The following is a 12,014-nucleotide window of genomic DNA, read 5'->3' on the forward strand; positions in this document are numbered from 1 at the left end:
CTAGCCGCTGTTCAGGTTGGCGCCGATGACCGACCCGAATGTCGGCTTTATGGCGGGCACCAAGAATGCGCTTGATGACTACGATCGGCTCCAAATGCTGCATCTCGGTCAATTCCCACGACTGGCCGCCTCGCCCCAAAGCGGAGGGTCGAACCTGATCAGATCGAGTGCACCGAACTCTCGAAAGAGAGGCCGACAAAATGCGGAGCACCTTCGGCGCTCGTTGTCTCAGACTTCCTTACGCTTCGGCCCTGGCCGGTGGGCGATGCTCAGGCCGCCTGGATCAGACTTCGCCAACCTTGCAAGGCCTGCCACGGCAGCACGTCACCGAGGCGGCAGTCTCAGAATCCGATGGCGAGGAATAACTGACCGGGACCAGAGCGCGCCGCGCGCACGCGCTCTGCGCTCTCGCCCCTGAAGCCGCCGGGATCGCGCGCCCGCGCCAAGCCCAGATACCCATCCATCGCCGAAGGGTGTTCGGCTGCATGGCTTGACTCTCTCATCCTGTCAAGGTTGAGACTTCCGGCATCGACATTGAAACCGGAGCTCGACATGATCAGCATCGAAGTCAAGGACATGACCTGCGGCCACTGCGCCTCCGCGCTGCGCCAGGCGATCGCCGCCATCGACGTGGGCGCGACAGTGAAGATCGATCTGGCCGCGCGCCTTCTGCACATCGATTCCGCGGTGGCCGACGCGCCGGCCTTGATCGAGGCGGTGCGCGCCGCGGGCTATGACCCGCAGCCGGTGGATTGGGGCGCGGAGGATGCCCCGGCCCGAAGCGGCGGGGCTTGCTGCGGCGGTTAGTGGCTGGCGGCAGCGGCCGGCAACTTCAATGCATCGGCAGGGACCGGTGCCCTTCGACTCCAGCGAAAGGCGGACATGGACAAGCAGCACGCACGCGATTCCGGCGAACACGCGCCACACGATCACAGCGCACACGGTCATGGCGCGCATGCGCATGGCGATCATGCTGCGCATGCCCAGCATGGCCGCGACGGTCAGGCCGCCGAGACGCTGGCGCCGGGGCATTCCCCCGCAGTGCCGGGCGAGTACACCTGCCCCATGCATCCGCAGATCCGCCAGCCGGGCCCGGGCAGTTGCCCGCTGTGCGGCATGGCGCTCGAACCGGTCATGGCCACGGCGGACACCGGCAGCAGCCCCGAGCTGCGCGACATGTCGCGACGATTCTGGATCGGCCTGGTGCTGACGCTGCCGGTCTTCGTGCTCGAGATGGGTGGGCACCTCGTCGACATCCATCATCTGGTCGGGCAGCAGGCGTCGAACTGGAGCCAGCTCGTTCTCGCCACGCCGGTGGTGCTCTGGGCGGGCTGGCCCTTCTTCGTGCGTGCCCTGGCGTCGCTCAGGCACCGCAGCCTGAACATGTTCAGTCTCATCGCGCTGGGCACCGGTGTCGCCTGGCTCTACAGCATCGTCGGCACCGTGGCGCCGCAGCTGTTTCCCGCGGCTTTCCGGACGCCGGACGGCGCCGTGCCGATCTACTTCGAGGCCTCGGCGGTCATCACCGTGCTGGTGCTGCTGGGCCAGGTGCTCGAACTGCGGGCCCGGGAGAAGACCTCGGGTGCCATCCGGGCCCTGCTGGACCTGGCGCCCAAGGAAGCCGTCCGCGTGCGGGCCGACGGCACCGACGAGCGCGTGGCGCTGGAAACCATCCAGGTCGGCGAGCGGCTGCGGGTGCGTCCCGGCGAGAAGGTGCCGGTGGACGGCGAATTGACCGAAGGGAAGGGGACGGTCGACGAGTCGATGGTGACGGGCGAGCCCATGCCGGTGGTCAAGGCGCCGGGCGCGAAGCTCACGGCCGGGACCATGAACCAGACGGGTGGCTTCGTCATGCGGGCGGAGAAGGTGGGGGCCGACACGCTGCTGTCGCAGATCGTCCACATGGTCGCTGCCGCGCAGCGCAGCCGGGCGCCGATCCAGCGCATGGCCGACCAGGTGGCGGGCTGGTTCGTGCCGGTGGTGATCGGTGTGGCGGCACTGACCTTCGTCGCGTGGCTGGTGTGGGGGCCGAGTCCGGCCTTCTCCCATGCCCTCATCTCCGCGGTCGCGGTGCTGATCATCGCCTGCCCCTGCGCGCTGGGCCTCGCGACGCCGATGTCCATCATGGTGGGCGTCGGGCGGGGCGCCCAGAGCGGGGTGCTCATCCGCGACGCGCAGGCGCTGGAGCAGATGGAGAAGGTCGACACCCTGGTGGTGGACAAGACGGGCACCTTGACCGAAGGCCGCCCCAGGGTGGTCACGGTGCGGCCGGTGGCGGGCTTCGAGCTCGACCCGATGCTGCAGAAGCTCGCCAGCGTCGAGCGCGCGAGCGAGCACCCGCTGGCCGCGGCCATCGTCGCGGATGCACAGGAGCGCAAGCTCGCGCTGCTGCCGGTCTCCGATTTCGACTCACCCGTGGGCAAGGGCGTGCTGGGTGTGGTGGACGGTGCGCGGGTTGTTTGCGGCAGCGGGAAGTTCCTGGCCGAGCAGGGCATCGAGGTGGGCGCGATGGCCGCCGAGGCGGAACAGGTCAGCGCGAAGGCCGCCACGGTCATCTTCATCGGCATCGACGGACGCTTCGCGGGCTTCGTCGGCATCGCGGACCCGGTCAAGGCCAGCACCGCGCAGGCCATTGCCGCGCTGCGCAAGGAGAACATCCGCGTGGTGATGCTGACCGGCGATGGCAGGACGACGGCCCAGGCGGTCGGCCGTGAACTGGGCATCGACGAAGTCATCGCCGAAGTGCTGCCGGAGGACAAGGCCGCCGTGGTGCAACGTTTCAAGGCCGAAGGCCGCACCGTCGCGATGGCAGGCGACGGCGTGAACGACGCGCCAGGTCTCGCGGCCGCCGACGTCGGCATCGCCATGGGCACCGGCACCGATGTGGCGATGGAAAGCGCGGGCGTCACGCTGCTGCATGGCGACCTCATGGGCATCGTCCGGGCGCGACAGCTGTCGCAGGCCACGATGCGCAACATCCGGCTGAACCTCTGGTTCGCCTTCGGCTACAACGCGCTCGGCATCCCCATCGCCGCCGGCGTGCTCTATCCCTTCTTCGGCATCCTGCTGTCGCCCGTCGTGGCCGCGGCCGCCATGGCGCTCTCGTCGGTGAGCGTCATCGTGAACTCCCTGCGCCTGCGTGCGAGCAAGTTGACGGACTGACCGCGGCGCTTGCCGGCCGCTTCCTGGCAGGGGCGGGACGAAGGCGGTGCGCAGGGCAGCGCTGGACGCGAAGGCTGGGCTCCGGGCGTGGTTGTGGCAGGATGCGGCGCAAGAAGAACCGACACCATCCGTGCCCGCTGTGGACGGGGAGGCAGCGGCATCCGAGACACCGATCAGGAGATGCCCATGTGGAGCAGATCGCACACCGCCGTGGCGAGCGCGTTGACCGCCGTCGCCGTCCTCTTCGTCGTGGCGACGGGGCGTGCCGCCGCACAAGCCGCCGATGCGCCTGCAGCCTCCGGCGCGCCGGCCGCCACCGTGCTGACGCGTGCACGCGTCGCGTCATTTCGCGAGGAGGCGGGCGGCAAGTTCTATGTGCGGCTGAAATTGATGCCGCGTTCGAAGCTGCCCTTCACGACGCAGACCTTCAGGGTGATCGACCCATCGCTGCTGGCCAACATTCCCGACGGCGCATCGGTCAAGTTCAGCTCTCGCCATGTCGAGGGCGAGAACGTCGTGACGGCGATCCATATGGTGGACGCATGCGCACGTTTCCAGCCATGCGACTGATCTGGCCAAGACGCTCAAGCTCGCCGACGGCTACGCCGAATCGCTGCGTTCCGATACCGGCCAAGTGAAACCGCATGCGGCCGGTCAAGCCCGACTTGCCGCGCCTGTCAGCTTTCTGCCTGCCCCAGCGAGGTCCTGAACGCGACGAGGAAATCGTCGAAGCCCTGGAGCTGCCGCCCCTCGGCCGTCGAGATGGCCGACACGGCCACGGGGATGCGCGGTGACACGTCCCTGAACACCAGTGCCTCGGGGTCCGCGAACTGCGCGGTGAAGGAGTCGACGATGCAGGGGCCGAAGCCGTCGAGCGTCAGCAGCAGTGCTGACTGGTAGGTCTGCGCCGAGAGCCGGGTCTGCGTGAAGACCGCACTTTCGCTCAGGTGGCCCAGCAGCACCTTGCCCACCGGGTCGTCCTTGTCGATGCCGATGAAGTCGGTGGCCGCGATGTCGGCGATGGCGATGTCCGATGTGTCCGCGTCTGTCGTGCCCGCGTCCTTCTTCTGGACCCAGACCAGGTGCCCGACGCCCACGACCTCTGCGTCCACCGAAGGAAAGTCGAACTCGCCATAGGCGATGCCCAGGTCGCATTCCTGCAGCGCGACCGCGCGCAGGATGTCGTCCGAATGCAGGACCTTGATCGACACCGCGACCTCCGGGTGCCTGGCCTTGAACAGGCTCAGCGCCAGCGACAGGCACTTGGTGGACAGCGAGGGCACGATGCCCACCCTGAACTGCGAGGCCCCGTCGGTCTTCAGCGACTGCGCCAGGCGCCGAAGTTCATCGACCTGCTCGAAGATCTTCTTCGACCGCGGGTAGAGATGCCGCGCCTCGGGCGTGGGCCGCAGCCCGTTCTTTTCCCGGAAGAACAGCGCATAGCCCAGCTGCTGCTCGGCATGCTTGAGCGTCTGCGTGACCGCGGGTTGCGTGACGTTCAATATCCGGGCCGCCGCGCTCACGCTGCCGGACAGCATGATGGCATTGAATACTTCAATGTGCTTGAGCTTCATGGGGCCCCATAAGAAAAGCTTATCGCACTCAGTCGATTTCTAATTTGACGCTCCCTGCGCCTGCCCGCAGACTTCGATTCATGAAAGACGTTCGAGTTGCGCTTCTCGATGGCGCAGTTCGAATTCGTCATCTCCACCTCAGAATTGGCATTGAAGAAGAGCATATGGCGCATTCGCTGGCAGGAAATCAGGATTCCCTGAAGAAGATAGACCCCAGGATATTCGATGGCGCCGATGTCAGGCTGGCCCGGATCGAATTGGCGGCCTGTTTCCGGATGGCTGCCCGATTGGGAATGGAGGAAGGCATCTGCAATCATTTCTCGGCCGTGGTGCCGGGATTCGATGACTATTTCCTCGTCAATCCATTTGGCCTGGCATTCGATGAAATCCGGGCCTCGGATCTTATCATTTGTGATTTCGAAGGCAACGTGGTCCAGGGCGATCGGCCGCCGGAAATCACCGCCTACTACATCCACGCCCGCGTCCACAAGAACCTGCCGCGCGCCCGGGTCGCCTTCCACACGCACATGCCCTACGCGACCTCCCTGGCCATGGTCGAGGGGCAGCCGCTGCAGTGGGCCGGCCAGACTTCGCTGAAGTTCTACGGGCGCACGGCGGTGGACGACTTCAATGGCCTGGCGCTCGATGAACGCGAGGGCGACCGGATCGCCCGTGCCATCGGCGATGCCGACGTGGTGTTCATGCGCAACCACGGCGTGATGGTGGTGGGCGAGACGATCGCGAACGCATGGAACGACATGTACTACCTGGAGCGTGCCTGCCAGGTCCAGGTGCTGGCCGAATCGACGGGCCGCAAGCTCCGTCCGGTTTCACCCGAACTGGCCGCGGCCACCTATGCGCAGATGCGCTCCGGCGGCAGCGAGAGCGCCATTCAGCATCTGGAAAGCGTCAAGCGGCGCCTGCAGAAGACAGATCCCGATTATTCACTTTGAACCCGTTGCTTCCTGGACTGAAAATGAAATTCGCTATTCTTCCGATTGCCATGGCGGCATTGGCACTTTCCTCCGTGGGCGCGCAGTCCGCCGAATTGACGGGGCGCCTGAAAACCATCCAGGACCGCAATTTCATCACGGTCGCGTACCGTGAATCGTCGGTGCCGTTCTCCTATCTCGGCAGCAAGGGCGAGCCCATCGGCTATGGCCAGGAAATCTGCGGAAAGATCGTCGATGAGATCAAGAAGATCGTCGACCGGCCGAACCTGGAAATCCGCCGTCAGCCGGTGACTTCGCAAAACCGCATCCCGCTGATGCAGAACGGCACCATCGATCTGGAATGCGGCACCACGGTCAACAATCCCGAGCGGCAGTCGCAGGTCAGCTTCAGCACCACCTATTTCGTGGTGGGCGCCAAGTTCGTCGCGCTGAAGGCCAGCAACCTGCACACGCTCAAGGATCTGAAGGGCAAGACCATCGTGGCGACCACGGGCTCGAACACCGTGCCGCGCATCCGCCGCATCGACCGGGCCGAGAACCTCGACCTGAACCTGATCCAGGCCAAGGATTTCTCCGACAGCATGCTGACCTTCACTTCGGGCCGGGCCGAGGCCTTCTTCGAGGACGACATCAACCTGGTTGGGCAGATCGCCTTCACGCTCAATCCGGCCGACTACTCGCTGAGCACCGACACGCTCAGCCGTGACCCCTACGCGATCATGCTGCCGCGCGGCGAGCCGGCGTTCAAGGCCGTGGCCGACAAGACCATCGAGAAGCTCTATGCCAGCGGCGAGATCAAGGCGCTGTACGCCAAGTGGTTCCAGTCGCCCATCCCGCCGCGCGGCGTGAACCTGAACTTCCCGATGAGCGAGGCGCTGCTGAAGGTGATCGCCAAGCCGACGGATTCGCCCAATCCGGCGGACTACTGAGACGGCCGAGGTGTCCTCCACGCAGATGCGCAGTCGCAAGGTCGGCATCCTGGGCGGCATGGGGCCGGCCGCCGGCGCCGACTTCATCCGCCTCTTCGTCGCGGCCTGCAAGCGCGAGCTGCAGGCCGGCGGCAGCGCGGTGTTCGACCAGGCCTTTCCGGAGCACTGGCTGGTGCAGCTGCCGGTGCCGGACCGCACCGAAGCGCTGCTCGACGACGGCCCGTCGCCGCTGGCAGGCATGCTGCGCGGCATCGAAGGGCTGGCGCGGCACGAGGTCGTGAGCGTGGCGATCGCCTGCAACACGGCGCATGCCTGGCATCCGCAGTTGCAGGCGTCGTGTCCGGACGTCGAGCTGCTGCACATCGTGCACGAGACGGTGCAGTCCCTGGTCGAAAGCGGCGTCGCGTCGGTCGGCCTGCTGGCCACGCTGGGGACCTACACGCTGGGGCTGTACCAGCAGGCGCTGGCGGCGCGGGGCATCGCGTGCCACCTGCCGACGGAGGCGGAACGGGCACAGGTCATGCGCGGCATCGTCGAGGGCGTGAAGGCCGGCGACATGGCATTGGCGACCACGCTGTTCTCGGATGTCGCGGCACGCATGGTCGAACGCCATGGCTGCCAGGATCTGGTGCTGGCGTGCACCGAGATTCCGCTGGCGCTCACGGCCCTGGCGACGCACCCGGGTGTGCGGCTGGTCGACCCGGCACAGGTGTTGGCGCAGGCCTTGGCGCAACGCGCCTACGCGGTGGCCTGAGCGCCGGTCTCGCCTTTTTTTCGCAGTATCCTTCCCCGGCCGAAACAGCCCTCTGCAGGCCTCCCGATGCCACGCCTCGGAGGGCCGGCCGCCGCGCCGCGCTTCGGCACACGCACGGGCGGCGGCTGATTTTTCTGCACTGCCCGGTTCTCCGCGTCCTGCTGTTCCGAGCGTCAAAAAAATGCGAATGCCGCTGCAATACCGTCGCATGCTGAGCCTTGCCGGCATGGTGCTCGTCATGGCCGCGATCTTCGTGGCCGACACGCTCACCGAATATGCGGTGGCGGTGGCGGTCTTCTATTCGGTGGTGATCCTGGCGGCGGTGAGCCTGCTCACGGTGCGCGCGGCGATCGCGCTGGCCTGCGCCTGCATCGCGCTCACCGTGGTGAGCTTCTACCTGACGCCGGCCGGCCTGTACAAGGTCGGCCTGGTCAACTCCGGAATCAGCATCGTCGCCATCTCGATCACGACCTGGCTCGCGCTCAAGACCGAGGCGGCGCAGGCCGCGGCGCACGATGCGCAGGCCCGGCTGCTGCGCATCGCGCGCGTCACCAGCCTGGGCGGGCTCACGGCCTCGATCGCGCACGAGGTCAACCAGCCGCTGGCCGCGATCGTCACCAGCGGCAACGCCTGCCAGCGCTGGCTGGCGCAGGACCCGCCCAACATGGAGAAGGCCTTGCAGGCCCTCGACCGGATCCTGAGCGACGCCCACCGCGCGAGCGAAGTCATCGACCGCGTGCGCAGCCTCACCAAGGGCGAGAAGCCGCGCAAGAGCGCTTTCGACCTGCCCCAGGCGGTGCGCGAGATCGTGTCGATGTCGCGCGGCGAGATCGAGCGGCACGGCATTGCGCTGGAGACCTTCATCGACGACGCGCTGCCCCCCGTGCTGGCGGACCGGGTCCAGGTCCAGCAGGTGATCGGCAACATGCTGCTGAACGCCATCGAGGCGGTGGCGTCGGGCCCCGCCCATCGCAGGGACATCCGGATCTCGACCTCGATGCCGGACGGCGCCAGCGTGCTGTTCTGCATCGAGGACGCGGGCTGCGGCCTGAGCGCGGAGGCGATCGACCACCTGTTCGATGCCTTCTGGACCACCAAGGAGGGCGGCATCGGGCTCGGCCTGAGCATCAGCCGGACCATCGTCGAGGCCAATGGCGGGAAGATCTGGGCCGAGCCGAACGCGAGCGGCGGCGCGACCTTCCGCTTCAGCGTGCCCATTGCCAAAGGGAAGACCTCATGAACAAGGAAATGGAAGCGTCGTCGCTGGACCGCGCGACGCCGCCCATCGTCTATGTGATCGACGACGACCATTCGGTGCGCGCCGCGCTGGACGATCTGTTCGCCTCGGTCGGCCTGCAGGTCCGCTCCTTCGGCTCTGCCCGGGAGTTCCTCGCGCACCCGCCCGACGATGCGCCCGGCTGCCTGGTGCTCGACATCCGGATGCCGGGCCAGAGCGGGCTGGATTTCCATCGCCAGATGGGCGACCTGGGCATCCGGCTGCCGACCGTCTTCATCACCGGCCACGGCGACATCGCCATGGGCGTGGAAGCCATGAAGAACGGCGCGATCGAATTCCTGACCAAGCCTTTTCGCGATCAGGACCTGCTGGACGCGATCCAGCAGGGCATCGAGAAGGACCGCTCGCGGCGCCGCAACGAGGCGATCGTGTCCGAGCTCAAGGAACGCTGGAGGTCGCTCACCGCCGGCGAGCAGGAGGTCACGCGCGGCGTGATCCAGGGCCTGCTCAACAAGCAGATCGCGGCCAGCCTCAACGTCAGCGAGATCACGGTGAAGGTCCGGCGCGGGCAGGCGATGCGCAAGATGCAGGCCGCATCGCTGATCGACCTGGTGCGCTTGATCGAGAAGGCGGGCATCTAGGCCTTCTCGATGCCGGCGGCCCCGGGGGGCTCGCCGGCTTGAGGCTCAATAGCCGTTGGCTGCGCCCGAGCGCCGGTTGTCGGCCGCGCCGGTGTAGACCGGGCGTCCCTGCGCATCGCGCGTCACGGCGATGCCGCTGATGCCGCTCTTCAGGCCGGTGACCTGCAGCGTGCTGCCGGTGTAGCCGAAGGCGCTGCGCAGGTCGGGGGCCGAGGGCGCCAGCGCCGATCCGCTCTCGATCTCGGCGACGCCGTTCTGGCCCGTGAAGTTGGGCGCGTTGACGGCGGCCTGGATGTCCATGCCGCCGACCACGTGGCCCATGAAGGTCTTCACGATGTAGTCGGGGATCGGGCCGCCGCCCGCGGAACCCCAGACCAGGCGCAGATTGCCCGCGGCATCGAAGGCGATGGCCGGTGCGATCGAGCTGCGCGGCCGCTTGTAGGCCTCGTAGCCGTTCACATCCGAGCCCGGCGTGCTGGCCGAGAAGTTCGACATCACGTTGTTCATCATCATGCCCGCGGCTTCCAGGTGCGCGCCCCAGTGCGTGTTGATGGTGGTGGTCATCGACAGCGCATTGCCGTAGGCGTCGACGATCGCGACGTTGCTGGTGGTGTTCCAGTCTTCTTCATGACGCGGTGCGCCGGCCTTGGCCAGCAGCGTGCGCCCGCGCTTCGACAGCAGCGACGCCATCGTGTCGTAGCCCGCCGGGGCGGTGGCCGCGAAGGCACCGACGTTGCCCACCGGCACCGTGCCCAGGGCCGTGCCGTCGATCAGGCCGGCGCGCAGGTCGAGCGCGGCATCGGACAGCAGCGTGGCCACGCGCGCGTTGACGTTCGAGTAGGCCGGGTCGCCCAGCACCGTGCGGCGGTCGATGTTGGCCAGCCGGCTGGCCTCGGCCGCGGTGTAGACGAAGCGCGGCGAGTTGAAGGCCTCGTCCTGGATCTTCTTGCGCTCCAGCAGGCCCAGCGTGTAGAGCGTGACGAAGCCGCCGAAGGAGGGCGCGGGCTGGGTGTAGATCGTGGTGCCGAAGCGCGTGCCGACCAGCGGCTTGCGTTCGACCGCGTGATAGCTGGCGAAGTCGGCCGCGCTCATCAGGCTCGGGATCGAGGCGATGGTGCTGGCCACGCTGGGCTTGGCCGCGGTGCCGGCCACGGGCAGGATCGACGCGCAGGGCAGGCTGCCCGTGGTGGTGCGCTGCACGATGGCCTGTGCCGTCGGCTGGGCCGGGTCGTAGAAGGCGGCGGCGCCGCCATCGCGCACGCGCTTCATGGTGGCGGCGAGTTCGCTGTTGGTGATCAGCGTACCGATGGGCAGCGGGCGCTGGCCGCTGCTGTCGCTCGGGTCGCAGTAGCGCTTCTGGATGTCGGGGTACTTGCAGCGCGCGGCGCCTTTGGCCGTGCCGGCCGAATTGACCCAGGCGGCCACGCCGGTGCCGGCATCGACTGGATTGCCGTCGTCGTCGAACTCCGCGCTGTCGGCATAGAGCGTGGAGTACATGTACTTCGTCATCGGGAAACCATGCTCGGCCAGCGCGATGGCGTCGTCCCACAGCGTGTTCCAGGGCGCCTTGCCGTAGGCCTGGTGCACCAGGTCGAGCACCGCCACCGTGCCCGGGATGCCCACCGCGCGGGCCGAGATGTTGGTGTTGCCCTGCTGCGAGGAGATAGACGCGCCAGCGTTGAGGCCCGACTTGCAGGTGTTGAAGGGCGCGAGGTTCGACACGTCCTGCGCCACCGCCTGGTAGACCGTGGTCGCGCCGCCGGTGGTGCCGGGGGCGGCCGAGAAGCCGTCGAAGGTGCGGACCTTGCGGCTGGCCGCGTCGTAGTAGGTGATCACGGTGCCGCCGCCCAGGCCCGAGGCGAAGGGCTCGGCCGTGCCCAGCACGGCCTGCACCGCGATGGCGGCGTCGATGGCGGTGCCGCCCGTGGCGAGCACCTTGCAGCCGGCCTTCGAGGCCTCGTAGTGCGCCGAGGTCACCATCAGGGTGGTGCCGGCGATGCCGGCGGTCTGGCCGTGCGGCGCGCCGGCCTGCTGGGTGCACAGCGCAGGGTCGAAGCGCACGCCGGTCGCGGGCTGCTCGGGCACGGTCGGCGCGACCGGGTCCAGCGGGGCCGGAGAGGGCTTGAGGGGATCGAAGGAGCCGTGCGAACCGCCACCGCAGGCGGCCAGGGTCGCGGCCAGCGCGACGGGAAGAAATCTCGGAAAGGGCATCGTAGAAAAAAAGAAAAGCCGACCCATGTCGGCTTCTCGATCATCACGCAAGTCGCGTGCCGGGCGCATCGGGCCGCACCCTGGGTTGCGGCCGTTTCGTCCTTTTGGCGCGCCCCTTCGCGGACTCAGCGCAGCCCGCCGCCTTCGGCGCCTTCAGCGCGCTGGATGAGCTCGATCTTGTAGCCGTCCGGGTCGGTCACGAAAGCGATCACCGTGCTGCCGCCCTTGACCGGGCCGGCCTCGCGCGTGACGTTGCCGCCGGCGGCCTTGATCTTGTCGCAGGCGGCGTAGGCGTCGGGCACGCCCAGCGCGATGTGGCCGTAGGCGGTGCCCAGCTCGTAGCGCTCGGTGCCCCAGTTGTAGGTCAGCTCGATCTCGGCCTGGGCCGGGTTGCCTTCGTAGCCGACGAAGGCCAGGCTGTACTTGTACTCGGGGTTCTCCGAGGTGCGCAGCAGTTGCATGCCCAGCACCTGGGTGTAGAAGTCGATCGAGCGTTGCAGGTTGCCGACGCGCAGCATGGTGTGGAGAAGTCGCATCTCGTGGGTTCGCAGTT

Annotated in this window: 11 protein-coding genes; 8 read left to right on the forward strand and 3 right to left on the reverse strand. The window is 67.5% G+C overall.

Annotated elements, in window-relative coordinates:
- Positions 1-552 precede the first annotated feature (552 nt).
- The 3 genes from K0H49_RS29440 (at position 553) to K0H49_RS29450 (ending at position 3,732) form a co-directional block, all read left to right on the forward strand.
- Entirely contained in the window at positions 553-807 is a 255-nt protein-coding gene (locus K0H49_RS29440; protein ID WP_219220294.1) for a heavy-metal-associated domain-containing protein, read from the forward strand.
- A gap of 258 nt (positions 808-1,065) precedes the next feature.
- Entirely contained in the window at positions 1,066-3,162 is a 2,097-nt protein-coding gene (locus K0H49_RS29445) for a copper-transporting P-type ATPase (protein ID WP_307886099.1), read from the forward strand.
- Between the two features lie 186 nt (positions 3,163-3,348).
- Positions 3,349-3,732, forward strand: coding sequence for a copper-binding protein (locus tag K0H49_RS29450; protein ID WP_257625279.1), 384 nt, complete (start codon positions 3,349-3,351; stop codon positions 3,730-3,732).
- 107 nt (positions 3,733-3,839) lie between these two features.
- Here K0H49_RS29450 and K0H49_RS29455 read toward each other — a convergent pair whose 3' ends face one another.
- Complete coding sequence (locus K0H49_RS29455) at positions 3,840-4,736, reverse strand: LysR family transcriptional regulator (protein ID WP_219220298.1); 897 nt, start codon at positions 4,734-4,736, stop codon at positions 3,840-3,842.
- Between the two features lie 164 nt (positions 4,737-4,900).
- On the opposite strand from K0H49_RS29455, the gene K0H49_RS29460 reads away from it, so the two are divergent.
- From K0H49_RS29460 to K0H49_RS29480, 5 genes are all read left to right on the forward strand, one after another.
- Positions 4,901-5,689: an aldolase gene (locus tag K0H49_RS29460; RefSeq protein ID WP_219220431.1), complete on the forward strand. Its 789-nt coding sequence runs from the start codon at positions 4,901-4,903 to the stop codon at positions 5,687-5,689.
- Positions 5,690-5,712: 23 nt separating this feature from the next.
- Entirely contained in the window at positions 5,713-6,618 is a 906-nt protein-coding gene (locus K0H49_RS29465; protein ID WP_219220299.1) for a transporter substrate-binding domain-containing protein, read from the forward strand.
- Between the two features lie 25 nt (positions 6,619-6,643).
- Positions 6,644-7,372: an aspartate/glutamate racemase family protein gene (locus K0H49_RS29470; RefSeq protein WP_219220434.1), complete on the forward strand. Its 729-nt coding sequence runs from the start codon at positions 6,644-6,646 to the stop codon at positions 7,370-7,372.
- Positions 7,373-7,580: 208 nt separating this feature from the next.
- Positions 7,581-8,612: a sensor histidine kinase gene (locus K0H49_RS29475; protein ID WP_257625281.1), complete on the forward strand. Its 1,032-nt coding sequence runs from the start codon at positions 7,581-7,583 to the stop codon at positions 8,610-8,612.
- The gene (locus K0H49_RS29480; RefSeq protein ID WP_257625282.1) at positions 8,609-9,250 is read left to right on the forward strand and encodes a response regulator transcription factor; all 642 of its coding nucleotides are present in this window, start codon (positions 8,609-8,611) and stop codon (positions 9,248-9,250) included. The genes K0H49_RS29475 and K0H49_RS29480 overlap by 4 nt, the downstream gene beginning before the upstream one ends.
- A 45-nt stretch (positions 9,251-9,295) precedes the next feature.
- On the opposite strand, the gene K0H49_RS29485 is transcribed toward K0H49_RS29480, so the two are convergent.
- Positions 9,296-11,461 (reverse strand): gamma-glutamyltransferase family protein, encoded by a 2,166-nt coding sequence (locus K0H49_RS29485; protein ID WP_219220303.1) that lies wholly within the window; start codon positions 11,459-11,461, stop codon positions 9,296-9,298.
- Between the two features lie 125 nt (positions 11,462-11,586).
- Entirely contained in the window at positions 11,587-11,997 is a 411-nt protein-coding gene (gloA, locus tag K0H49_RS29490; RefSeq protein WP_219220305.1) for a lactoylglutathione lyase, read from the reverse strand.
- Positions 11,998-12,014 lie beyond the last annotated feature (17 nt).

The organism is Variovorax boronicumulans, assembly GCF_019352895.1.
Taxonomy (GTDB): Bacteria; Pseudomonadota; Gammaproteobacteria; order Burkholderiales; family Burkholderiaceae_C; genus Variovorax; species Variovorax boronicumulans_A.